The sequence below is a fragment of the Salinicola lusitanus genome (assembly GCF_003206045.1).
GTDB lineage: Bacteria > Pseudomonadota > Gammaproteobacteria > Pseudomonadales > Halomonadaceae > Salinicola > Salinicola lusitanus.
In genome coordinates this window covers 450802-474639 of sequence record NZ_PZJM01000003.1, presented here as the reverse complement: position 1 = coordinate 474639, position 23838 = coordinate 450802, and the positions used below count along the sequence as shown (strand labels likewise).

Here is a 23838-nt window from a genome sequence, read left to right as displayed (position 1 = left end):
ACACCTTCGCCGGACCCTGGCTCAGGCGTCGCCCTCTCCTTCGGAGTCGTCGCTGGGCCCCGGGGCCCTGGATGGCCGGTGTCTGTCGCCGGAAGATCGGGAGGCGCCGTCGTCGTCACCCGATTCTCGTTCACCATGGACCCGGGTCCCGCCTCGCTCACCATCCTCGCGATCCAGGCCCTCGGGAAGATAGAGCCGAGACGTCGGCAGGGCCAAACAGGCGCCGTGCTGGTCGATGATGTCGCGAACCTTGAGCAGGATGCCCTGCTTGATCTCGTGGAATCGCTGCCAATCCGTCTCGCGGGTGAAGGCGTAGATCATGATGTCCAGCGAGTACTGACCGTAGGTGACGAAATTGACCGTGATCAGCTCGTCCTGATTGATCTCCTCGTGCTGCTGCAGCAGGTCGCGGATATCGTGGGTGATGTTCTCGATCTTGCCGATATCCTGGTAGCGGATGCCGATGGTCTCCCACAGGCGGCGGCTGACCATCCGCGTCGGGGTCTCGACCGAAATCTGGCTGAACCAGGCATTGGGGACATAAAGCGGCGGACCGGCGAAGGTTCGCACGGTGGTAAGGCGCCAGCCGATATCCTCGACGATGCCCTCGATCTGGCGCTCGGGCGAGCGGATCCAGTCGCCGACCACGAAGGGCTTGTCCAGGTGGACCACCATGCCGCCGAAGAAATTGGCGATCACATCCCGCGCGGCGAAACCGATGACCAGGCCGCCGAACCCGCCCATCGCGAGGATGCTCGACATCGATACGCCCAGAATCTGCAGCCCGATCAGCAGCAGCGTGACGATCAGCACGGCACCGACGATCTTGGTCAGCGCCGATGCCGAGGTCGGGTCGACGGGCTTGGCGTGGCACTTGACCGGCGGGAACACCAGCCGCTGCTCCAGCCGCCGGAACAGGCGAATGCCGCCCCAGCCGACGAGCAGGAGCGTGATCAGTGCGCCGAGACGCGATAACACGGCCGTCAGTCGCTCGATCTCGAAGTGCGCGCCGATGATTCCCAGGCCGACCATCAAGGCCGTGATCCAGACCCACCAGCGCAGTGGCAGACGCAGACCATGGAGAATGGGATCGTCCCAGCGGCGGGGCGAGTCGCGCAGGCGACGCTCCATCCGGTTGAGCGTGAAGTGCAGCACGAGATCGATGATGACAGCGGCAAGGAGAATCAGTGCCGGCAGCGCGATCCATCCAGGAATGTGGAGCCACTGGCCGAGCGCATCCTGCGACTGGCTGAAGAGATGGGTGGCGCTATCGGAAATTTCCATTCACCTGCTTTCTTGTTCGCAACTCGCGGCGGCATGGCGCTGCGAAGGGATGGATGGGCACGCCCGGAAGTCGCGGGCGGTGCATCGAATGGAGAAAAGCGTAGCGGGGCGCCGGGGTGTGGTCCACTCGCGTACCGAGTCGACCACGGGATCGGTTTCACTGCAGGCAGCAGCGTTTGGCTTTCTTGCCGCTTCCACACGGGCAGGGGGCGTTGCGCGACGGGCTGTCGGCGGGCGGTGGGTCGATGATGCCATCGACATAGAGCCAATTGCCGCGATGACGGTGGAAGCGGGAGCGCTCGTGAAGGGTCTGGTCCGGTCCGGCGGGGACGGCACGCCGGGGACGGAAGCGGGCCTTGAATTCGACGGTGGCCCTCGCACCGGCGGTGCGGACGTCGACGATCTCGAGCCCCAGCCATTGCTGATCTCGCTGATCGAGCGCGGCGCTCGTCAGGGTCGGGTCGAGCGCGCCAGGGTCCCAGGTGCTGACCAGATAGCCGCCCAGCCCGCCCAGCGCAAAAGCCGTATAGCGGGAGCGCATCAGCGCCTCCGGCGTCGGAGCGGCTTGCTCCAGGCGATGGTAGATCCCGCAGCAGCGCTCGTATGACCGGCCACTGCCGCAGGGGCAGGAGAGGGCGTCTGGTGCTTCGGTGACTGTGGTTGGAACATTCATTTGGGTAAACTACGCTATCATTTGTCTCTGAATGTTAATGGTGCGCTGCGCTTTGGATGAAGTTGTGGTAAAAGAGCGGCGCCGATTGTCAGAACCATCGTCAAGCCAGAACCAATGCCAAGTCACTCGACATGTGGGTCGACCACCTATGTTTCTCGACGAGTTCCATTCTACCGACGCGGACCGTATCTGTATCACGGCGGAGCAGGCCAGTCGGTTCGCGCGACAGATCGCGGGTGATTACAACCCGATTCACGACCCCTGTGCGCGCCGTTTCTGCGTCCCCGGCGACCTGCTGTTTGCGCTGGTCCTGTCCCGCTATGGATTGTCCCAGCACATGACCTTCCATTTCTGCGGCATGGTGGGAGATCGCGTGGCGCTGAGCTTCCTCGAGGATGAATCGGGCACCGTCAGTGTCGTGGATGAGAACGGCAAGCGGTATCTGAGCGTCAAGCGCAGCGGCTGGACGATCCGCGACCCCTCCACGGTGGAGACTTTCACCCGTCGCTACGTCGCCTTCTCGGGTCGCAACTTCCCGCACTACCTCAAGCCGCTGCTCGAGGAGAAGGGCGTGATGTTCAATCCCCGTCGGCCGCTGGTGATCTACGACAGCATGGGGTTCTCGCTCGAGAATCACGACCCCTGCGATCTGGATCTCGACTTCGCCGGTGCCAATCTGGATGTGAAAGGCAAGCGCGGAGAGGCGCATCTCGAGTTTCGCATGAGTTGCAATGGCCACGACGTGGGCATCGGTTCCAAGAAGCTCGTGATCAGCGGTCTGCAGGATTACGACGCGGAAAAGATGGACACCTTCGTGACCAATTTCGCTCAATTGAAAGCCGCCAACCCCTGCTCGGCCTGACACCGGGATTCGAGCTGCGCGTCAGCGCCCCCTCCAGGTGGCGATCGATGTCACATCGAACCGGGCGATTCGCGTTTTAGCGGCCGAACCGCCGATAATGTCATTCACTTTGATCCCGCCGCAGCCCGGTGGCTGTCGGCGTGGGCCGTTCACGTGAATGGGACTCGTCGTGAAAGAACACGTTACGCCGTTTCAGTTTTTTATCCTGGCGCTCTCTTTCTATGTCCTTGGCGCCATGCTCGCCGACATATTCCTTGATTTGCCCCCCGAGATCAGCCGGCTCTTCGGCTATCTGGATTACCTTGTCTGCTTCTTCTTCTTCGTCGACTTCTGCCAGCGGTTCTACCGGGCGCCCAGCAAATGGCGCTACATGCGGTGGGGGTGGCTGGATCTGCTGGCGTGCATCCCCGCGGGCTGGCTCCAGGCGGCGCGCCTGATGCGAGTCGTTCAAGTCATTCGCGTGCTGCGTGCGGTGCGATCGCTGGAGCTGATCTGGCAACTGCTATTCCGCAATCGCGCCCAGGGGGTGCTGGCTTCGGCCGCGACCGCCACCGTCCTGCTGGTGATTTTCGGCGCGATGACGGTGCTGATCGTGGAATCCCCGGATCCCCACAGTCCGATCAATACCGCCGAGGAGGCGCTATGGTGGGCGGTGGTGACCGTCACCACGGTGGGCTACGGCGATTACTACCCGGTCACGACGATGGGACGGGTGGTTGCCGTGATGCTGATGGTCTGTGGCGTCGGCCTGTTCGGCAGTTTCGCCGCCTACGTCAGTTCGCTGTTCGTCGAGGACCAGGGCGAATCCGAGTCACGCCAGCATCAGGCAAACCGGCGGATGATGCGCCATATGATCGAGCAGGTAAGCGAGCTTCGGGAGGAGATCGATTCGCTGCGACAGGAACTTCGCGATCATCGCCAGGAACTGGCCGAGCGCCATGAGCGCGGCGATAGTGCGGATCGATGAGCTCGATTGGGAGAGTCCATTGCCAGAAAAATATAAGGGTGCTAATATATTTTCATCGAATGCAGATGCTTTGCAGCAGTCGTTCGAGTCGCGTCTCCTAGTAACACCCCGCCTCGCCCGCGCATCCCCCCTCTTGCGCGGGCTTTTTTTGTTCCGGCGCTACCGAAAGCCCGCAACTACCAGCCCTTGTAGGGCAGGAACTTGCCGCTCATGGTAACCACGACCCGGTCGCCCTTGGGATTCTCCTCCCGTTCGACTTCCATCTCGAAGTCGATGGCACTCATGATACCGTCGCCAAACTTCTCCTGAATGACATCCTTGAGGGTGGGACCGTAGACGCCGACGATTTCGTAAAGCCGGTAGATCAGCGGGTCCTGCGGAATGGCGCCGTCCCACGTCTTGGTGGGAAAGGCTTCCAGGGCTCTCGCTACGTCATCGCCGAGTTCCAGCGCATCGGCGATCTTGCGCGCGGTTTCTGGCGGGGCGCTGTTCATGCCGTAGCAGGCCGAAGCGATCCAGACCGGCGAGTGACCGGTCATCTCGCCCAGCGACTCCCAGCTCAATCCCTTGCGCGCCTTGGCGGCCATCAGCGTGTGGTGCATTTCCAGCTTGTCCATGGGTCAGTCTCTCCATCTTGGTATCGATAGGGCATCCCGCGGATGCCCCGGCATGTATTGATCGGCTCCCGTTCGCGTCGCGGCCGACATCAAGTCGTGCTCAGGCCAGGTCCCGCTTGGGTCCGGTCTTGACGTGGGTGGCGTAGAGCGTGAGTCCGGTGAAGGCGAGCCCGCCGGCCAGGTTGCCCAGCACTGTCGGTATCTCGTTCCACCACAGGTAGTCCATGATCGAGAAGCCGCCGCCCATGATCATCGCCGAGGGAAACAGGAACATGTTGACGATCGAGTGCTCGAAGCCCATGTAGAAGAACAGCATGATCGGCATCCACATCGCGATCACCTTGCCGCTGACGGAGGTCGAGACCATCGCTCCGACCACGCCCATCGAGACCATCCAGTTGCAGAGCATGCCGCGGATGAAGATGGTCGCCCAGCCGGCGACGCCGTACTCGGCGTAGCCCAGCGTGCGCGATTCGCCGATCCCGGCGATCTTCTCTCCCACGACGCCCGGGCCGATGGAGAAGCCGTAGGTGAAGATGAACGCCATCATGAAGGCAACGGTCAGCGCCCCGCCCAGATTGCCGAGAAATACCCAGCCCCAGTTGCGCAGCACACGATTGAGCGTCACCCCCTGACGTCGGTCCAGCAGGGCCAGTGGCGTCAGCATGAACACGCCGGTCAGTAGATCGAAGCCCATCAGATAGAGCATCACGAACCCCACCGGGAACAGGATCGCGCCCACCAGTGGCTGGCCGGTCTGCACGGTGATGGTAATGGCAAACGCCGCCGCCAGCGCCAGGATCGCCCCGGCCATGTAGGCGCGAATTATCGTGTCACGGGTGGACATGAATATCTTGGATTCACCGGCATCGACCATTTTGGTGGTGAATTCGGCAGGGAGTAGATAGGACATGACGCTTTCCTCGATTGTGATTGTGTATGAAGCGTTATTGCTCGTCTTTCGGGACAGGAGTCGATCGGGGTCGCCGGGGTTCGGCGGCCTCTCCGGCCAGGCCGGGTCAGCGGCCGGCCGCCGCCTCTGCCAGCAGCACCACGTCGTCGCCCTCGAGGGCGACCGGCCAGCAGCGCAGGCGCTGGTCGGGGGCCTCCAGGCACTGGCCATCTCGCAGCCGAAAATGCTGCTTGTAGATCGGCGAGGCCACCACCAGCTCGCCCCCCAGGTCGCCGACGATGCCGCGGCCGATCACGTTGGCGCCGGAGAACGGATCCCGGTTGTCGAGCGCATAGAGCCCATCGGAAGTGATCGGCGAGGCGAAAGGCGCTCCCGCGACTTCGGACGACTCGGGTGGCACTGGCCCCACGCTCCCAGGCGGCTGAGCCAGTAGGAAGATCGCTATCTGATGGCCCTGGTGCCAGGCAACGATGCCGGAGTTGGCGACAAGGTCTTGCCGCGAGCAGAGGCGGATCCGGGCTTCGGTCCCGGGTGCGATGGCCGTGCCGCTCATGACGTCACCTCCACGGCCAGTCTGGCGATCTCTTCCGGACGCGCCGGTCGCGGCTGGTTCCGCTCGGAAACGGCGATGATGTCCGGGTCGCTGCGCTTGTCGTTGACGAAGGTGCGGAAGCGCTTGAGCTTCTCCGGATCCTTGAGCGCATTGGCCCACTCGCACTCGTACTGGTCGACCACGTGCTGCATCTGCGCCTCCAGTTCGCCGCCCAGGCCGAGACTGTCCTCGAGGATCACCTGCTTGAGGTAGTCGAGGCCTCCGTCGAGGTTCTCCCGCCATACCGAGGTGCGCTGCAGGCGGTCGGCGGTGCGGATGTAGAACATCAGAAAACGGTCGATGGTCTTCAGCAGCGTGTCGTCGTCGAGATCGGTGGCGAACAGCTCCGCATGGCGCGGGCGCATGCCGCCATTACCGCAGACGAAGAGATTCCAGCCGTGCTCGGTGGCGATCACGCCGACATCCTTGCTCTGGGCTTCCGCGCATTCTCGCGTGCAGCCGGAGACGGCGAACTTGAGCTTGTGCGGCGAGCGCAGCCCCTTGTAGCGATTCTCGATGATCAGCGCCATGGCCACGCTATCCTGGACGCCATAGCGACACCAGGTATTGCCGACACAGGATTTCACCGTCCGCGTGGACTTGCCGTAGGCGTGGCCGGTCTCGAATCCGGCGTCGATCAGCTCGCTCCAGATCTCCGGCAGCTCGTGCAACTGAGCGCCGAACAGGTCGATGCGCTGGCCGCCGGTGATCTTGGTATACAGGTCGTACTTCTTGGCCACGGCGCCGATGGCGATCAGCTTGTCCGGGGTGATCTCGCCACCGGGGACGCGCGGTACCACGGAGTAGGTGCCGTTCTTCTGCATATTGGCCATGAAGGTGTCGTTGGTGTCCTGCAGCGGCACCAGAGAGGGGCTGGTGATCGACTCGTTCCAGCACGAGGCGAGAATCGAGGCCACCGCCGGCTTGCAGATATCGCAGCCGAGCTGGCCCTTGCCGTGGCGGGCAAGCAGCGCCTCGAAACTGCGAAGGCCCTCGACGCGAATGATTCCGTAGAGTTCCTGGCGGGTATGGGCGAAGTGCTCGCAAAGGCTGCGGTCGACCTCGATGCCGCGGCGCTCGAGTTCATGCTCGAAGACCTGCTTGAGCAGGGCGGTGCAGCCACCGCAGCCGGTGCTCGCCTTCGTCTCCGCCTTGAGCGTGCCGAGATCGCTGCAACCGCCCTCGACCGTCTGGCAGATCGCGCTCTTGGAGACGTTGTGGCACGAGCAGATCGTTGCGGTCTCCGGCAGCGCGTCGGCACCCAGCAGTGGTGCGCCTTCGCCCTGGGGCAGGATCAGGCTGGCGGGATCGGCGGGCAGTCCGATGCCGTTCTGCACGTACTGCAGCAGGGTGTCGTAGTAGCTGTTGTCGCCCACCAGCACGGCGCCGATCGCCCGCCTGCCGTCGGCGGAGACGACCAGACGACGATAGCCGTGGCCGGCTTCATCGATGAAGCGGTAACTCACGGCGCCTTCGGTGGCGGCGTGGGCATCGCCGATCGAGCCCACGTCGACGCCGAGCAGTTTGAGCTTGGTCGACATGTCGGCGCCGCTGAACGGCTCGCAGGTGCCGGTCAAGCAGCCGGCGACGGTGCGCGCCATGGTGTAGCCCGGCGCGACCAGACCGAAGGTCCGGTCGTTCCAGAGTGCACATTCGCCGATGGCGAAGATATCCGGATCGGAGGTACGGCAGGTGTCGTCGATGATGATGCCGCCGCGCTCGCCGATCTCGAGCCCGCACTCCCGTGCCAGCCGGTCCTGTGGGCGGATGCCGGCGGAGAAGACGATCATGTCGGTCTCGAGCCACTCGCCGTCGGCGAAATTCATGCGGTAGCGGTGGGCTTCACCCGCGATGATCTCGGTCGTGGCGCGCTCCAGGTGGATCTTCACACCCAGCGCCTCTATCTGCTGTCGCAGCGCTGCTCCGCCTTCGGTATCCAGTTGCACCGGCATCAGCCGGGGCGCGAATTCGACGATATGGGCTTCGAGCCCCAGCGATCTGAGCGCATTGGCCGCCTCGAGGCCAAGCAGACCGCCGCCGACGACGACGCCGCGTCGAGTTTCCCGTGCCGAAAGCGATTCGGCGGCATCGCGAATGCGGTCGAGATCGTCGAGGGTGCGATAGACCAGCGCCGCGTGGCTCTCCTTGGCCTCTTCCGGAGTGGGAATCGGCGGCACGAAGGGGAAGGAGCCGGTGGCCAGCACCAACTGGTCGAAAGGATACTCGCCGCGGGTGGTGGTGACGAGACGTGCGTCGCGATCGATCGCAGTGACAGCCTCGTCCAGATGCAGTTCGATCCCGTTGAGATCGCAATAGTCGGCTTCGCTCAGCGACAGTGAATTCGCGTCTCGACCGTCGAAGTACTCCGACAGGTGCACGCGGTCGTAGGCACGATGACGCTCCTCGCCGAAAACGGTTACCGAGAACCGGCGATGGGCGTCCTGCTCGATCAGCCGCTCCAGCAAGTGGTGACCGACCATGCCGTTGCCGATCACGACCAGGCGGGGCAGAGCGCGATGGCTGCGGGTCGCGGTCGACGTGTCCGCGTCGATATCGGGAGTGTTCATGCGGGCTCCTCTCGTTCGTTGGGCTTGGATAGCAGGGTGGTGCCGAGCCATACAACGCAAAAAGGCGCCTGATGCCACGAAGCGTTGGCTTCGCGGCATCAGGCGCCTTTGCCTGAATTCTGTTTCCGTCAAACGGGATACCCGGAACCCACCCGTCCGGGTCTGCGGCCGTCGCGCGACATCGATCCGGCGCGCGGCTGGCGATGACCGTCGTTGGTCACTGCCTGTAGTCCGTCAAGCGAATGTCATGCCAGTCGGCGAATCCTGCGATGGATTTCAAGGTGTTGGGTCAATGCTGACTGCCACGGTGCGTACCAGTCTCCCGCGCTGGTGAACACCGATGGTGCAAGGCGGGTGACTTCTGCACCAGGAACTCCCGCCGCGACGCCACACCGCGGTGACGCGGATGGGGAAGGGGGCTGGACGGGGGAGACAGGTGACTGTCTGGAAAGGTAAAGGCGATTGTTGGCCCTGAAATTGCCCAATGATGGATGAATCGAAACGCCGACAAGGCGGTGGTCGGATGCCAAAGAGGGTGTCGGGCCGGAGTGCAGGAGCGAGGCACGAACCGTGTCATCGGCTGCGGAAGAGACAGTTGAAGTGTCGGTCCTCTCTGGGCCGACGGCAGGCAAAGAGGCCTGACTCACCCATGGCGGTGAGTCGGGCCTCTTTGCGTTCGAGCGCGGCCTCTCTTCAGGTGACAGGCGTAGCGCTCTGCCTCGCCCGGTTACACGATTCGCGTCAACCCGATTGGAAATTGCCGTTGGAAGAGGAGTCTGCCGATGCCAGCCTGTCATCCGAGTCGTATCCCGATTCATCATCCCACTCATCGATCCAGGCGCGAATGGGCGCCTGGCTCGACCGGTTGGATGGCACGCATGCGGCAAACGGCCCAGCAGTGGCTCTTCGCCGCCATGGACGCCAAGGGCCGTATTGGTGCAGTTGGGCAGCGTAACTGCCGGGTCTCGCTGGTGGGGGCGGGCCCGGGCTCGGCTGATCTGCTGACCGTTCGTGCGCTGCGGCACATCGAGTCAGCACAAGCGGTAGTCTATGATCGCCTGGTCGGCGCCGAGATCCTCGCCTTGTTACCGAAAGGGTGCGAACGCTACTACGTCGGAAAGGCGAAGGGCGATCACAGCGTGCCGCAGGCGGAAATCGGCGATCTGATGGTGAGACTCGCCGCCAAGGGCAAACGCGTGGTGCGACTCAAGGGCGGCGATCCGGGGATCTTCGGGCGCATGGGCGAAGAGCTAGCCGCGCTCGCCGATGCCGGTATCGACAGCGAGATCGTGCCCGGTATCACGGCCGCTTCCGGCGCCGCGGCGGCGCTGGGGCTGCCGCTGACCGATCGTGCCCACGCCCAGCGCTTGCGTTTCATTACCGCCCGACAGTGCAGCGACGAGGCGATGCCCGACTGGACGACGCTTGCCCACCGAGATGAGACACTGGTCTTCTACATGGGGCTCGACCGCCTCGAGATGATCTGTGAAGGCCTGACCGGTGCCGGCCTTCCGGCCGAGTGGCCTGTGATGCTGGTCGCCAATGCTTCGCTACCCGAGCAGCAGGCGCTCATCGGTACGCTGGCGGACATGCCCCGGAGGCTCGCCGCCAACCCGTTGCCCTCGCCTTGCCTGGTCGTGGTCGGCAGCATCGTCGACATGGCCCAGGCCACCATCCGTGCGTCGATCCCGATCGATGCCGACCTTTGACTGGGCAGCCTCGGGTCGGCGGCGTAGACTTCGCCACTTTCCAGATGTCGAGGGTCTACACGTGAGTCAACTACCAGCCTGCCCGCAGTGCGGGTCAGAATATACCTATGCCGACAACCTGCTATTCATCTGCCCCGAGTGCGCCCATGAATGGTCCAGCGTGGCGACTGCCGATAGTGAGAGCGATGAACGGACAGTCACTGACGCGCACGGCACCCCGCTTGCCGACGGCGACAGCGTGACCGTGATCAAGGATCTGAAGATCAAGGGGTCTTCACAGGTCGTGAAAGTGGGCACCAAGGTCAAGAGCATCCGCCTGGTCGATGGCGATCACGATATCGACTGCAAGATCGACGGGATTGGCGCCATGAAGCTCAAGTCCGAGTTCGTCAAGAAGGCCTGACATCGAATCGACGCCGGCTCGGGCGTTGGACCTATCGGGCTTCTCTAGCCGTCGATCGACTTGGGATTCAGCATCACGGGTGGGGCCATGATGGACTGGAAGATCTCTCGGTTGGGCCGCGCTGACACGCTTGGCATCGAAACGGTATCGCGTTGGACCTTCGACGCCTGGGGCGGACTCCACCCGCACACGACGTTCGACGAATGGCGGGACGACACCCGCGAGGATTGCGGTGCCAGAGGCGTACCTTCGGTATTCGTGGCCATGAACGATGGCGAGCCGATAGCTACCGCGAGCCTGACCGTCAGCGACATGAGCAGTCGGCCCCTCATGGGGCCTTGGCTCGCCTCCGTTTTCGTCCTGCCGGCTTGGCGCGGCCGCGGTATCGCCTCGGCATTGGTGGCGACGGTGGAGACCGAGGCCCAGGAAGCGGATTGTCGGCGACTTTATCTCTACACACCCGACCAGGTGGCGTTTTACGCGCGTCTGGGCTGGGTGCCCTTCGAATCCGTGATTTATCGTGGCGAACGCGTCACGTTGATGCACCAGGACTTCTGAAAAGACCAGAATCGCCGTTATCGACGAGATTCAACAACATAAGCTCGATCCCGTGATGCACGGCGATGGGAGCGTGAGCGGACGGAGCTTCAGGCCGGTGCAACGCCCCCGCCCACTGCACCGAGAGCGTCTGGCGGGCGATTCGAGGTCCTGGTTCAGGCTCGCCTGGGTTCAGACCCGCTTCGCGGAGAGCATCTCGACCAGGTCGATCACGTTTTGCGCCACCTCGATCAGCGGCTTGCTCTGATCCATGGCGGTCTTGCGCAACAGTCGGTAAGCCTCGTCTTCGGACAGCTGCTGATGGGTCATCAGCAGGCCCTTGGCGCGATCGATCCGCTTGCGGTCGCGCAGGCTCCTGCGAGTGCTTTCGAGCTCGTCGCTGATCTGCTGGAGCCTGGCGTTCTGCAGCTGTACCAGCCCGATCAGCGAGCGGCTGAAGCGTGAATCCATCGCACTGGCGGTCAGCGCGCCGAGACTCGAGGCCTGATCCGCGTCCGGCGCATCCAGCAGCAGCTTCACCGGGGCCACCCACCGCTCACCGCTCAGCGCATCCTGCAGACCCGAGGCATTGTCGATATCGCGCTCGGTCTGGGCGATACGCTCCCGGCAACTCCGTTGAAGCTCTTCCACCAGACGATCCTCGATCCCCTTCATGGCGTCGATCCGCTGCGTGGCGATGGCATACCACTGCTCGCCCGGGTCGTCGAGATCGTCGGGGAGTGGCGCATCCAGTGTCGCCAGTTCACGCAGCCGAACGATGGCGGTATGGATCGGCTGGTCCAGCTCATGGCGCCAGCAAGAGATCAGGTCGGCGCTGGCAAACTCGGCGAAGGTCTCGAAGCAGCGGTGCTGGGCATCGATCAGTTGCCGCATCGTGTGGCGGTGAGCTTCATCGAAGGCGCCCGAGGTGAAGCCGAAGGCGCCGCAGGCGCGCTCCTGCCCGGCCAGCTCCTTGCCCTGAATGAAGTGAAACAGGCAGACCAGCACGCGGGTGATTTCGGCGTCACTGGCCGTGTCCGCGGCTTCGAAGATGACCGACAGTAGATTGCTGATCAGCCGATTGAACAACCGCACGGCGTCGTCCGCGGTCAGGCGTTGCGCGTCGATATCGAGACGGATGCCGGGGAGGGCGTCGAGTCCCTGCCAGACCGCCGCGACCCGGGTCAGCAGACGGGCGCTGGCGAGCTGGTGCGAGATTCGGTCTGCCTCGTTCGGTGTCGCCCACTCCTCCAGGCGCTGGCGCAGCGTGGTCTCGGCCTGAAGGCTGTCGGCGATGCGCTGGTGCCGCTGCCTGGTGAAGCGCAGGCCACCTGAACCGAGATAGATGCTGGAGGCGCCTCGCTCACGTTGCAGGGCATGGACGAAACGAGTGATATCGCCGACGACGGCGGCGGTTTCCGCCAGGCCAGTCAGCTGTTCGATCTCGGAAATCTTGGCCGCGCGCAACAGTCGGTCGATCGCGTTCATGGGTCACGGAGCCTTACTGTCGGATTATTGTTATCGACGCCATCACGGCAAGGCGCTGCCGGCGCAGTCGCGATGGCCTGCTCTACCAAGGTCGTAAATGACTCTACCGCGTACGCCGGGAAGGCGCACGCGGTCAGCGCGTTGAGATGACAGGAGACGGCGAGCCGGATCGATCATTGCTGAAGCGACACGGCGCGCGATGCGATCGATGGCGGGAGAGCCGGCGGACGCCGGCCCGATCAATTATCCCTGGAGCGGACTTCGTATTCGCCGTCGAGCACCCGCTGAGAGCGCCCGGTAGCGGCCTCACCGCCATGGTCGGCGCTGCCGCCGGCGTATTGCGCCCGGGAGGCACGTACCTGCTCTGCGCGTTTTTTCATCCGGTGGCGAAGAAACGGTAGCATGGCCCAGCCGATGACGAGGAAGAACAGCCCCAGCAGGGTGCCAATGATCAGCATGGCGCCGAACAGTAGCCAGGTCAGCAACAGTCGAATCCCGCTGGCCCCCTGGCTGGGGCGGGTCTGCTGAACGCGCTCGCGCCACTGCTGGGCGGCACGCCAGGCGGCGTTGTCGTTCTGGCGGTTGTCGGTCATCCGTTTTCACTCCCGCTGTCGAGATGCTCGGAATTCAGCTCATCGCGGTGCAGGTCGAGTTCGAACTGCGCTTGCTGCGCATTGTAGCCCTCGATCTCGACGTGCCCATTACTATCGACCTCGAGCTCCGCAAAATGTTGCATTCCACCGGCCCGGGCCTTGGAGAGTGCCGCGTCGAGCTCCTCTCTGGTCAGTCCCCAGTCCGGAGCGATCGACTTCCGCTGACTCTCTCGCGTCAGCGTCCCATCGTTCAGCGTCATCGACACGTCGAGTTCCCAGCCATCGGCGCGCCAGCCCTCGATCTCGAAACGGTTGTCATCGTGATCGGCGTCCAGTTTCTCGTAGCGATTGAAACCGTAATCCTCTGCGCTGTTGAGCAGCCTCTCCAACTGACCGTAGGAGAGCGTGGTGTCGTCGGCCAGGGCGTTGACGCCGAAACCTCCGCCAAAGGCGACGGCAGGGAGTAGCCATAAGCGATTTTTCATCACGTACCTCCTGAGTGACCGTTTCCGGAAGACGCGGGTCGCGTCTGTCGAACGTGGTCGACACTGTCATCCGTTATACGCGCGCAGACCTTGCGTCGAACTGACGGTGACATTCATATTGCGTTAATCGCCCCTCGACGGCCGATAGGGATGGTGCTCGTCCGGCCGGATGTTCATGTCGGATTCATGGCAATTACGGCACACTGGCGACATGAAACTTCGCAACCTCCTCGTGCTGCTGATCGTGACCCTGCCATTGATGATGAGCGGGGCACTGGTGCCTGCGAGCGCCGACGGCGACAATTGGCGGGATCTCCACAAGGAGGTCAAGGAAGGCCACCTGGTCGGTATCGACGAGATCATGGACTGGCTGGAAGCCCGCTACGAAGGACAGATTCTCGAGGTCGAACTGGAGCAGGAGGATGGCCGGATCGAGTACGAGGTGGAGATGATCGGACCCCAGGGGCAGGTGGTGGAGTTCGAGTTCGATGCAACCAGTGGCGAGCTGCTGAGCGTCGAGGGAGTCAATATCGAGGCGATGAAGAAGTCGCCGTGAACGATTGTCGTCGCACGTCGCCGCGGAGCAGCGACGGTGGATGAGCCTGGAACCGGGGAGTCGGTAATGAAGGTATTGTTGGTCGAGGACGATGCGGCGCTCGCCGAGGCGCTGGCCGATGCCCTTGCCGAGGCCGGGTTGCTGATCGAGTCGACCACCACCGGGCGGGAGGCCGACTTCCTGGTCCGCACCGAACGCTACGATGCGATCATCCTGGATTTGGGACTGCCCGATGGCGATGGCACCCGCTGGCTCTCCCAGTGGCGGGAGGACGACATCGATCTGCCGGTGCTGGTCCTGACGGCACGGGAGCGCTGGTCCGACAAGGCCGCGGGCTTTTCCGCCGGCGCCGATGACTACGTGGTCAAGCCGTTCGAGACCGCCGAAGTGCTGTTCCGCCTGCGCGCACTGGTCCGGCGCAGCCATGGCCATGCCCATCCCGTGATCCGGGTGGGGGAGCTGACCCTGGACACCCACTCCGGCAGCGTCTCGCTGGCGGGTCGCCCCATTACGTTGACCGCTCAGGAGTCCCGGCTGCTCTCCTACCTGATGCACGCCTCTCCACGCATCGTCAGTCGGGCCGAACTGGTCGAGCACGTCTACAACCGCGACCATGAGCCCGACTCCAACGTCATCGACGTGCAGATCAGTCGCTTGCGACGCAAGTTCGGTCGCGCCCGGATCGAGACGCTTCGAGGCCAGGGCTACCGTCTGGTCGATCTCGAGGCCGATACTTGAAGCGTTGGCGACCCCGCTGGATTCTCCACCTGGGCGAGCGTCTGCGCCTGGCGCCATTGGGGGCACGTCTGCTGGTGGCGTCACTGCTTCTGGTCATCGTGCTGCTCCCGCTGGCCGGTGTCGGGCTGAGTTACAATTTTCGCCAATCCGCCACCGCCTCTTTCGACAGCCGGCTCGAATCCCAGCTCAATGCCCTGCTGGCCGGGATTCAGGTCGACAGTGTCGGTCAGCGCCTGCACCTCAATCGCTCGCTGGGCGACGCTCGCTTCGACCGCGTCTACTCCGGCTGGTACTGGCAGGTGAGCGATGGGGGCGATCTCACCATGACGTCGCGCTCGCTGTGGGACCAGCGGCTGCCCATCCCCGGCCACCACAACGGGATCAATATCTATGAAGTCAAAGGCCCGCGAGACGACGCGCTGCGCATGATCGAGCGCGATCTCCGCTTGCCTGGCTACAGCGATGTCATCCACGTGGCGCTGGCAGGTTCGACCGCCGAGCTGGATCACGAGGTCGGGCGCTTCGAGCGCCTGCTGATCCTGTCGCTGGCCGCCTTCGGGGTGTTGCTGCTCGCGGGGCTGGCGCTTCAGATGCGCTGGGGGCTCGCGCCACTGAGACGCATGTCGGCCAACCTGCAGTCGGTGGAGGAGGGCGAGAGCGAGCGGCTGGACACGCAGTTGCCGATGGAGCTCAAGGAACTGGCGCTGGCCATGAACGGCGTGCTCGAGCGCGATCGGCGCTTGATCGAGCGAGGTCGCGCGGCGGCCGGCAATCTGGCGCACGCGCTGAAGACGCCGGTCAGCGTGCTGAAGACCCTGTCGGAGCGCTTCCCCGAGGAGCAGCGCAGGCCCATCAACACCGAGCTGACGCGCATCGATGACGCGGTGCGTCATCATCTGGCGCGAGCCTCGGCGGCGGGCGGCGTGGCATTCTCGGGGCGTGTGGCGATCGGTGACGCGATCGCCCCGGTGGTGCAGGGGCTGGCCAGGCTCGCGGAGCGTCGTGGCGTGCGGTTCGATGCCGATATCGATCCCAGGGCGGCGGCGCGTATCGACCCGCAGGATATCCAGGAGCTCACCGGCAATCTGCTGGAGAATGCGCTGCGCTGGGCAAGCACCAGGGTCTCGTTCACGGTCTCCCAGGTACCCCAGGGAGTTCGCCTGCGTATCGAGGACGACGGTCCGGGAATGACGCGTGCCCAGGGTGAGTCGGCGCTGGCGCGGGGCGTGCGCCTGGATGCCCGCGGCTCCGGCTCCGGGTTGGGACTGTCGATCGTCGAGGATCTGATGATGCTTTACGGTGGCACCCTGCGCCTCGAGCGAGCGGCGCTGGGCGGGCTGGCGGCCGATGTCTGGTTGCCCGCGTCACCGGTCTCCGCCCAGGTCGGCAATGCTGCCGGCCCGACATCGGCACCCGACTGATCGTCTTCCGTTCGATCCTCGCGGCAGCCGTGCCCGGCCCGCTGGCCTGTCACCAGGTACGCAGCTGTCCTCGCACCACGGTTCGGAATCCGCGCTGGTCCGGTGACTGGATCGCCGCCAATGCCAGCTGCAGCGCCTGCTGGGCAATTTCCGGCAAATTGTGGTGAATGCAGGGGATATGCACCCCGAACACGTCGCTATGCTCGATGTCGTCGATGCTGAACAATTGGACGTCTCGCTGTGGCACGACGCCCTGTTCGTGACAGAGCTTCAGCACCGCCATGGTGATCTGGTTGTTGGCCCCGATGATCGCCTCTGGCCAGGAGTGGTCGCGCAGATAGTCGCGTAGCGCCAGATAGGCGGGCTCGAAGCTGAAATCGCTGTAGATCACCTCGAGCGATACCGGTCGGCTGCCGATCGCTTCACGCAGCCCGGACATTCGCCCGATCGAGACCATCGAGTCGGCCGGGCCCGACACGGCGAGCAGCTGCGTCAATCCCTTCTCCAGGCAGTAGCGCCCGGCCTGATAACCGCAGTCGAGATTGTCGATGTAGACGCCGCCGTAATGCGCGGCCTTGAGCTCGCGGTCGACCAGTACCACCGGAATCCTCGCCGCCTCCAGGCGATCCAGGTAGGCCGGATGATAGTCGATGTCCGAGGAGATGACCGACAGGATGACGGCATCGACGGAGAATTCGATCAACTTGCCGATCGCCTCGTCTTCCAGCGTTTCCGACTCGTAGGAGTCGAACACCAGCACCGTATAGCCCCGGGCTCTGGCGGCCAGTGTGATCTCCCGCGTCATCCGGCCGAAGAACGGGTTGCTCATGTTGGGGTTGACCACACCCAGCGTTCGCGTGATCGCGGGATCGCGATTGGCCGTCTGCGACTGCGGCACGTAATTGAGTTCACGGGCGATTCGCAATATCTGACTACGGGTCTCGGCGTGCACCTTCTCCGGCGAAGAGAAGGTCCGCGAGACGGTAATCTTGCTGACCCCGGCCTGTCGGGCAATATCTTCGAGCGTGGTTCGAGGCATCGACCTCATCTCCCTGGTGATACTCGTGATTTTCGACCTGTCGAGAACGTGGCCGGCAAGCCGGCGACCTCTCCTGGTGCAGTGACGATCATGAGCATCTAATATCATTTTGTGTCATTTCATAACATCGATATTGTCCGCGAGGGACTGGTTTTTCTCTACTACTTAGGTCTATTCAGGGCATTAAACATTGGTCTAATGTTTTTCAATATACTGATTTTAAAGGATAAATTAAAATTCAATTGGCTTGATTCCTTCAGTGTTAACGCTATGATTTCCTCTTGATGTCATGTGCGTCAGGGCAGGCATCCATGAGTGCACGGTCGATCCTCTTCATCACAACGCCAGCCTGGGTAGATCGGGTCGGATCGTATCCGTGGGATCGTTCGATGCTCGGCGCGATAGCCGTCGAATATGACCGCCGTCGAAAACATAGCAATAACGAGCGCTACGAGAGGAATTCCAGATGAGACTTGCCTTGTTCATTTCAGGTGTCGGGATCGCAGGCTTGAGTGTCTGCTCCGTCGCCATGGCACAGAGCACGGAAATCACCGTCGCCACGGTGAACAACCCCGACATGGTGACCATGCAGAGCATGATGTCGGCGTTCAACGACGCGCATCCGGATATCAAGGTCAACTGGGTGACGCTACCGGAAAACGAGTTGCGGCAGAAGGTCACGACCGATATCGCCAGCGGGGCCGGCCAGTACGACGTGGTCACCGTGAGCAACTACGAGACGCCGATCTGGGCGCAGAACGACTGGCTGACGCCGATGGAGAACCTGCCCGAGAGCTATGACGTCGATGATCTGCTCAAGCCGGTCAAGGATGGCCTGTCGGTCGACGGCACGCTCTACGCCTTGCCGTTCTATGCGGAATCCTCGGTGACCTACTACCGCAAGGATCTGTTCGAGAAGGCCGGGATCGAGATGCCGGACAAGCCGACCTGGAGCCAGGTCGAGGAGTTCGCCTCCAAGATTCATTCGCCCTCGGATGGCGTCTATGGCATCTGTCTGCGCGGACTGCCCGGATGGGGGCAGAACATGGCGCTGTTCGGCACCATGGTCAACAGCTTCGGCGGCCGCTGGTTCGACATGGACTGGAAGCCGCAGCTGACCAGCGAAGAGTGGAAGAACGCGGCCCACGCCTATGTCGACCTGCTCAACAACTATGGCCCCCCGGGCGTGACCTCCAACGGCTTCACCGAATCCGAGACGCTGTTCGCCAACGGCCAGTGCGGAATGTGGGTGGATTCCACCGTCGCGGCGAGCTACGTGAGCGACCCGAAAACCTCGCAGGTCGCCGACAAGGTGGGCTTCGCTCAGGCGCCTTACGAGACGACGGAGAAAGGCTCCAACTGGCTGTTCACCTGGGCGCTGGCGGTGCCGCAGTCCTCCAAGCATCAGGACGCGGCGAAGACCTTCGTCGACTGGGCGACTTCCAAGGACTACATCCAGGCCGTGGCTGATGACAAGGGCTGGCTGGCCGTGCCGCCGGGAACGCGCCAATCGACCTATGCCAGCGAGGATTACGTCAAGGCAGCACCGTTCGCGCCGCTGGTCGAGACGGCGATCAAGAGCGCCAGTCCGAACGACCCCAGCGCACAGGAAGTGCCCTATACCGGCGTGCAGTTCGTCACCATTCCGCAGTTCCAGGCGATCGGGACACGGGTCGGCCAGCTGATGGCGGCGATGCTGTCCGGTCAGAGCAGCGTCGATGAAGCGCTGCAGCAGGGGCAGACCTTCACCGACCGCATCATGCAGCAGACCGGCAAACCGCAGTAAGCGATTCGCCACGGACACCGCCGAACCGCCATGGCGATCGGCGGTGTCGCTGCGCAAGTCGGACCAGTGGTTGCATGACGCAATCCAAAGCCACGGGAATCACGCATGAAAGCCATTTCTCGAACCGCCTCGACCACCGCGCCATCCGCCGAAGAGGCCGGTGCGCGCTCGTTCGCTCGCACGACGCGACTGCTGATGGCGCCGGCGGTCATCTTCCTGCTGATCTGGATGCTCGTGCCGCTGGCAATGACCATCTATTACTCGTTTCAGCAGTACAACCTGATCATGCCGATGTACAACGGCTTCGCCGGGTTGACCAATTTCACCATCCTGTTGAGCGATCCCACCTTCTGGAAATCGCTGGCCAACACCCTGATCATCGTCGGGGCCAGCCTGGTCATCACGGTCTGCCTGGGCCTGGCGCTGGCGCTGCTTTTCAACCGGACCTTCGTCGGCCGAGGCGTGGCGCGCACGCTGGCGGTCGCGCCGTTCTTCGTGATGCCGGTCGTGACCGGGCTGATCTGGAAGAACATGTTGTTCCATCCGGTCTACGGCCTGTTCGCCTGGGTGGCTCGACAACTGGGGCTGGAGCCGATCGACTGGCTCGCCCACTATCCGATGCTGTCGGTGATCATCATGATCACCTGGGAATGGACTCCGTTCGCGTTGCTGGTGCTGCTGACCGGCCTGCAGTCGCTGCCGGAAGACCAGATCGAGGCGGCCAAGCTCGATGGCGCCAGTGCCTGGCAGGAGTTCCGCCATATCGTGATTCCCCACCTGGGGCAGGTGCTGTACGTCGTGGTGATGCTGGAAAGCATCTTCTTCCTGACCTCGTTCGCGGAGATCTACACCACCACTGGCGGCGGCCCCGGCACCGCCACGACCAACCTGCCGTACTACATCTTCCAGACCGTGTTCCAGCAGAACGACATCGGCATCGCCTCGGCGGCCGCCATCGGCGCCGTGATCCTGGCGAACATCTTCGCCATCATGCTGATTCGCTTCATTGCCGGGAACCTCAACGCGGGAGCCGCACGATGAATTCGAACCGGTTTGCCAACGGTGCCCTGGGCGTACTCGCGTGGGGCGTGGCACTGCTGATCTTCTTCCCGATCCTGTGGCTGCTGCTGACCTCGTTCAAGACCGAGCAGCAGGCCTTCACGGTGGTGCCGAACTTCTTCTTCTCGCCGACGCTGGAGAGTTTCAAGATGGCCCTGGCGCAGGGCAGCGGTTACTGGCACTACGCCTGGAACTCCGCGCTGACCGCCGTCGCCTCGACCGTCATCGGGCTGGCGCTGGCGGTGCCGGCCGCCTACGCGATGGCGTTCTATCCCAACAAGCGCACCGATTTCCTGCTGGTATGGATGGTCTCGACCAAGTTCATCCCGGCGGTGGGCGTGCTGATCCCGATCTACCTGGTCTACAGCGCGGTCGGGCTGCTGGACAACGCGTTGGGGCTGACGCTGCTGTTCACCGCCATGAACCTGCCGATCATCGTCTGGATGGTCTACTCCTACTTCCGCGACATTCCCAAGGACATCGTCGAGGCCGCCGACATCGACGGTGCCAGCATCATGCAGACGCTGTTCAAGGTGGTGCTGCCGCTGGCGCTGCCCGGGCTGGCCTCGACGGGGCTGCTGGCGCTGATCCTGGCCTGGAACGAGTCGTTCTGGAGCATCACCATGACCGACCATAGCGCGGCGACGCTGGCGGTCTACATTGCCTCGTTCAAGAGTGCCGAGGGGCTGTTCTGGGCCAAGATGTCCGCCGCCTCCGTGCTGGCGATCGCGCCGATCATCGTGCTCGGCTGGTTCACGCAACGCCAGATGGTCAGAGGCCTGACTTTCGGCGCCGTCAAATGACCGGCGATCGTGCTGGTAACGGATTTCCTATAGAGGGTTAACGACATGGCTATCGTCGAACTCAAGAATGTCGCCAAGAATTATGGTTCGCAACTCAAGGGCGCCAGCAGCAGCAACGCCGTCGACGACTTCAACCTGGTCACGCGTGACGGCGAGTTCGTGGTCCTGGTGGGGCCTTCGGGCTGCGGCAAGTCGACCACCATGCGCATGATCGCCGGGCTCGAGCGCAATACCGAAGGCGAAATCCTGATCGGCGGCCGGGATGTCAGTCAGGTGCCGCCCAAGGAGCGCGACATCGCGATGGTGTTCCAGAGCTACGCGCTCTACCCGCACATGAGCGTGGCCGAGAACATGGCGTTCAGCCTGCGGTTGAAGAAACGCCCCGCCGAGGAGATCAAGCAGAAGATCGACGAGGCGGCCCAGACGCTCGGCATCCAGCATCTGCTCGAACGCAAGCCGCGCGAACTCTCCGGCGGGCAACGTCAGCGTGTCGCGCTGGGCAGGGCGATCGTGCGCGATCCGCAGGTATTCCTGATGGACGAGCCGCTCTCCAACCTGGATGCCAAGTTGCGCGTCGACATGCGTGCCGAGATCGTCAAGCTGCACAAGCGTCTCAAGGTCACCACCTTCTACGTCACCCACGATCAGGTCGAGGCGATGACCATGGGCGAACGTATCGTGGTGATGAAGGATGGCAAGATCCAGCAGATCGACACGCCGATCAATCTCTACGAATTCCCGGCCAACCGCTTCGTGGCCGGCTTCATCGGCAACCCTTCGATGAACTTCCTGCCCGCCAGGCATGTCGATGGGGTCGTGAGTGGAGATGGCTATCGGCTCTCCTTGGACGCCGCCCACCGTGCCACCATGGCATCGCGGGGCGGGGCGGACGTCTGGGCCGGTATCCGCCCGGAACATCTCCGCTTGAGCGACGCGGCGGCCACCAATCGCATCGAGGGAACGGTGGATGTCGTCGAGACGCTGGGGGCGGTGACCATGGTGCAGTTGAGCGTGGGCGAACACGCCGTTTCGGCACAGCTCCCGGGCCATCGGAAGGTGCAGCTCGGCGACACGCTGACGCTGACCTGCGACAGCGACAAGCTGCATCTTTTCGACAGTGAGAGCGAACTGGCCATTGCCCGCGAGTCGACGGCGGCGCCTTCGGCTGCGGAAGCCTGACCGATACCGTGGCCTGTGCGATGGATCACCCACGGCAGTGACTTTTTCAGGAGAAACACTATGGCATCGTTGAATTCGGCGGCGCTCGACCAACTCGACAGCAGCGTCGCCAAGCCGTCCTACGACCGGGCCCAGGTCACGCCCGGCATCGTGCACTTCGGTGTCGGCGGTTTCCATCGCGCCCACCAGGCGATGTATCTCGACGACCTCATGAATCGGGGCGAGGCGCTGGACTGGGGGATCGTCGGCGTCGGGGTGATGCCAGGCGACCGTCGCATGCAGGTGGCACTCTCCGCCCAGGATCATCTCTATACCTTGGTGATCAAGCATCCCGAGGGCGAATACCAGGCGCGGGTGATCGGTTCGATCATCGACTATCGCTACGCGCCGGACGACATCGAAGGCACCCTGGAGCTGCTGGCGGATCCGAAGATACGCATCGTCTCGCTGACGGTGACCGAAGGCGGCTACAACTTCCACCACGTCACCGGCGAGTTCGATCTCGGTAACGCCGATGTCGAGCACGATCTGGCCTCGCCGAAGACGCCCAGGACCACTTTCGGGATCGTGGTCGAGGCGCTTTCCCGGCGCCGCGAGCGTGGCGTCGAGCCGTTCACGGTGATGTCCTGCGACAACATCCAGGGCAACGGCGAAGTCGCCCACAAGATGTTCGTGGCCTATGCCCGGGCGCGGGACGTGGAACTGGCCGACTGGATCGATGCCAACGTCCACTTCCCCAACTCGATGGTCGATCGCATCACGCCGGTGACCACCGATGCCGACATCGAAGAGATCGGAAGCCGCTTCGGTATCGAGGATCGCTGGCCGGTGGTGTGCGAGCCATTCACCCAGTGGGTGCTGGAGGATCATTTCAACGCGGGCCGCCCGGCCTACGACCAGGTTGGCGTGCAACTGGTCGAAGACGTCATGCCCTACGAACTGATGAAGCTGCGCCTGCTCAACGCCAGCCATCAGGCGCTGACCTATTTCGGCTACCTGGCCGGCTACCGCTACGCCCATGAGGTGTGCCAGGATCCGCTGTTCGTCGACTTTCTGCTCGACTACATGAACCGCGAGGGCACGCCGACGCTGCGTCCGGTGCCGGGGGTCGATCTCGACGACTACAAGCGGACCCTGATCGCGCGTTTCGCCAATCCGGAGATCAAGGATACCCTGGCGCGACTCTGCGCCGAGAGCTCGGATCGCATTCCCAAGTGGCTGCTGCCGGTGATCCGGGAGCAGCTGGCCCAGGGAGGAGAGATCCATCGAAGCGCGGCGGTCGTTGCAAGCTGGGCGCGTTATGCGGAGGGGGCCGACGAGCAGGGCGAGCCGATCACGGTGGTCGACCGGCTCAAGGACGAACTGATGGCGATCGCCAAGCGCAACCGCGACCAGCCGACCGCGTTCATCGAGAACCGTCAGCTGTTCGGGGACCTGGCCGATGACGAGCGGTTCCGCTCGGCCTATCTCGATGCGCTGGATCGTCTCTATCGTGATGGCGCCCGGGCCTGCGTCGAGCATCTCGTCGCCAGTTGACCCCCGCGGTCGACAGGGTGAGGGCGGCACT

At 63.4% G+C, this 23838-nt stretch carries 23 protein-coding genes; 13 read left to right on the top strand and 10 right to left on the bottom strand.

The features are described from left to right. Positions 1-21: 21 nt before the first annotated feature. Together DOM45_RS05955 and DOM45_RS05950 are read right to left on the bottom strand one after the other, a co-directional pair. Complete coding sequence (locus tag DOM45_RS05955; RefSeq protein WP_110598600.1) at positions 22-1284, bottom strand: mechanosensitive ion channel family protein; 1263 nt, start codon at positions 1282-1284, stop codon at positions 22-24. A gap of 157 nt (positions 1285-1441) precedes the next feature. Continuing rightward, entirely contained in the window at positions 1442-1957 is a 516-nt protein-coding gene (locus DOM45_RS05950; RefSeq protein ID WP_110598599.1) for a YchJ family protein, read from the bottom strand. Between the two features lie 148 nt (positions 1958-2105). On the opposite strand from DOM45_RS05950, the gene DOM45_RS05945 reads away from it, so the two are divergent. Beyond that, positions 2106-2819 (top strand): DUF3581 family protein, encoded by a 714-nt coding sequence (locus DOM45_RS05945; RefSeq protein ID WP_110598598.1) that lies wholly within the window; start codon positions 2106-2108, stop codon positions 2817-2819. A gap of 169 nt (positions 2820-2988) precedes the next feature. After that, a complete protein-coding gene (locus DOM45_RS05940) occupies positions 2989-3786 on the top strand; it encodes a potassium channel family protein (RefSeq protein WP_205909399.1) in 798 nt (265 codons plus the stop codon). Positions 3787-3962: 176 nt separating this feature from the next. Here the strand turns inward: DOM45_RS05940 and cynS are convergent, their stop codons facing one another. From cynS to nirB, 4 genes are all read right to left on the bottom strand, one after another. Beyond that, positions 3963-4403, bottom strand: a complete 441-nt coding sequence (gene cynS, locus DOM45_RS05935) for a cyanase (protein WP_110598596.1) — start codon at positions 4401-4403, stop codon at positions 3963-3965. A 100-nt stretch (positions 4404-4503) separates the two neighbouring features. Further along, positions 4504-5316, bottom strand: a complete 813-nt coding sequence (locus DOM45_RS05930) for a formate/nitrite transporter family protein (RefSeq protein WP_110598595.1) — start codon at positions 5314-5316, stop codon at positions 4504-4506. Positions 5317-5422: 106 nt separating this feature from the next. Then, positions 5423-5869 carry a nitrite reductase small subunit NirD gene (locus DOM45_RS05925; RefSeq protein ID WP_110598594.1) on the bottom strand — a complete coding sequence of 149 codons (447 nt, stop codon included), beginning with the start codon at positions 5867-5869 and terminating at the stop codon, positions 5423-5425. Beyond that, the gene (gene nirB / locus DOM45_RS05920) at positions 5866-8475 is read right to left on the bottom strand and encodes a nitrite reductase large subunit NirB (protein ID WP_110598593.1); all 2610 of its coding nucleotides are present in this window, start codon (positions 8473-8475) and stop codon (positions 5866-5868) included. The genes DOM45_RS05925 and nirB overlap by 4 nt, the downstream gene beginning before the upstream one ends. Before the next feature lie 914 nt (positions 8476-9389). Between nirB and cobA the strand changes: the two genes are divergently transcribed. The 3 genes from cobA (at position 9390) to DOM45_RS05905 (ending at position 11145) form a co-directional block, all read left to right on the top strand. Next, a complete protein-coding gene (gene cobA / locus DOM45_RS05915) occupies positions 9390-10184 on the top strand; it encodes a uroporphyrinogen-III C-methyltransferase (RefSeq protein ID WP_240612315.1) in 795 nt (264 codons plus the stop codon). Between the two features lie 61 nt (positions 10185-10245). Then, positions 10246-10587: a zinc ribbon domain-containing protein YjdM gene (locus DOM45_RS05910; protein ID WP_110598591.1), complete on the top strand. Its 342-nt coding sequence runs from the start codon at positions 10246-10248 to the stop codon at positions 10585-10587. Positions 10588-10674: 87 nt separating this feature from the next. Beyond that, positions 10675-11145, top strand: a complete 471-nt coding sequence (locus DOM45_RS05905; protein WP_110598590.1) for a GNAT family N-acetyltransferase — start codon at positions 10675-10677, stop codon at positions 11143-11145. Positions 11146-11316: 171 nt separating this feature from the next. Here DOM45_RS05905 and DOM45_RS05900 read toward each other — a convergent pair whose 3' ends face one another. From DOM45_RS05900 to DOM45_RS05890, 3 genes are all read right to left on the bottom strand, one after another. Continuing rightward, a complete protein-coding gene (locus DOM45_RS05900; protein WP_110598589.1) occupies positions 11317-12612 on the bottom strand; it encodes a nitrate regulatory protein in 1296 nt (431 codons plus the stop codon). 239 nt (positions 12613-12851) lie between these two features. Then, positions 12852-13205 (bottom strand): hypothetical protein, encoded by a 354-nt coding sequence (locus tag DOM45_RS05895; protein WP_110598588.1) that lies wholly within the window; start codon positions 13203-13205, stop codon positions 12852-12854. Further along, positions 13202-13690: a hypothetical protein gene (locus tag DOM45_RS05890; protein WP_110598587.1), complete on the bottom strand. Its 489-nt coding sequence runs from the start codon at positions 13688-13690 to the stop codon at positions 13202-13204. Before DOM45_RS05890 ends, DOM45_RS05895 begins: the two co-directional genes overlap by 4 nt. 211 nt (positions 13691-13901) lie before the next feature. Here DOM45_RS05890 and DOM45_RS05885 point away from each other — a divergent pair, with 211 nt between their 5' ends. The 3 genes from DOM45_RS05885 to DOM45_RS05875 all read left to right on the top strand — a co-directional run bounded on the left by DOM45_RS05885 (position 13902) and on the right by DOM45_RS05875 (position 16405). Then, the gene (locus tag DOM45_RS05885; RefSeq protein WP_110598586.1) at positions 13902-14246 is read left to right on the top strand and encodes a PepSY domain-containing protein; all 345 of its coding nucleotides are present in this window, start codon (positions 13902-13904) and stop codon (positions 14244-14246) included. Positions 14247-14312: 66 nt separating this feature from the next. After that, positions 14313-14984, top strand: coding sequence for a response regulator (locus DOM45_RS05880; protein WP_110598585.1), 672 nt, complete (start codon positions 14313-14315; stop codon positions 14982-14984). After that, positions 14981-16405, top strand: a complete 1425-nt coding sequence (locus DOM45_RS05875; protein WP_240612299.1) for a sensor histidine kinase — start codon at positions 14981-14983, stop codon at positions 16403-16405. The genes DOM45_RS05880 and DOM45_RS05875 overlap by 4 nt, the downstream gene beginning before the upstream one ends. 49 nt (positions 16406-16454) lie before the next feature. Here DOM45_RS05875 and DOM45_RS05870 read toward each other — a convergent pair whose 3' ends face one another. Next, positions 16455-17444 (bottom strand): LacI family DNA-binding transcriptional regulator, encoded by a 990-nt coding sequence (locus tag DOM45_RS05870; RefSeq protein ID WP_162302601.1) that lies wholly within the window; start codon positions 17442-17444, stop codon positions 16455-16457. A 466-nt stretch (positions 17445-17910) separates the two neighbouring features. Here DOM45_RS05870 and DOM45_RS05865 point away from each other — a divergent pair, with 466 nt between their 5' ends. The 5 genes from DOM45_RS05865 (at position 17911) to DOM45_RS05845 (ending at position 23807) form a co-directional block, all read left to right on the top strand. After that, complete coding sequence (locus DOM45_RS05865; RefSeq protein WP_110598583.1) at positions 17911-19230, top strand: ABC transporter substrate-binding protein; 1320 nt, start codon at positions 17911-17913, stop codon at positions 19228-19230. Between the two features lie 195 nt (positions 19231-19425). Continuing rightward, on the top strand, positions 19426-20271 hold the full coding sequence (locus tag DOM45_RS05860) for a carbohydrate ABC transporter permease (RefSeq protein WP_110598990.1): 846 nt from the start codon (positions 19426-19428) through the stop codon (positions 20269-20271). After that, positions 20268-21092: a carbohydrate ABC transporter permease gene (locus DOM45_RS05855; protein WP_110598582.1), complete on the top strand. Its 825-nt coding sequence runs from the start codon at positions 20268-20270 to the stop codon at positions 21090-21092. Before DOM45_RS05860 ends, DOM45_RS05855 begins: the two co-directional genes overlap by 4 nt. Before the next feature lie 45 nt (positions 21093-21137). Then, positions 21138-22271 carry an ABC transporter ATP-binding protein gene (locus tag DOM45_RS05850; protein ID WP_110598581.1) on the top strand — a complete coding sequence of 378 codons (1134 nt, stop codon included), beginning with the start codon at positions 21138-21140 and terminating at the stop codon, positions 22269-22271. Positions 22272-22331: 60 nt separating this feature from the next. Further along, a complete protein-coding gene (locus tag DOM45_RS05845; protein WP_110598580.1) occupies positions 22332-23807 on the top strand; it encodes a mannitol dehydrogenase family protein in 1476 nt (491 codons plus the stop codon). Positions 23808-23838 lie beyond the last annotated feature (31 nt).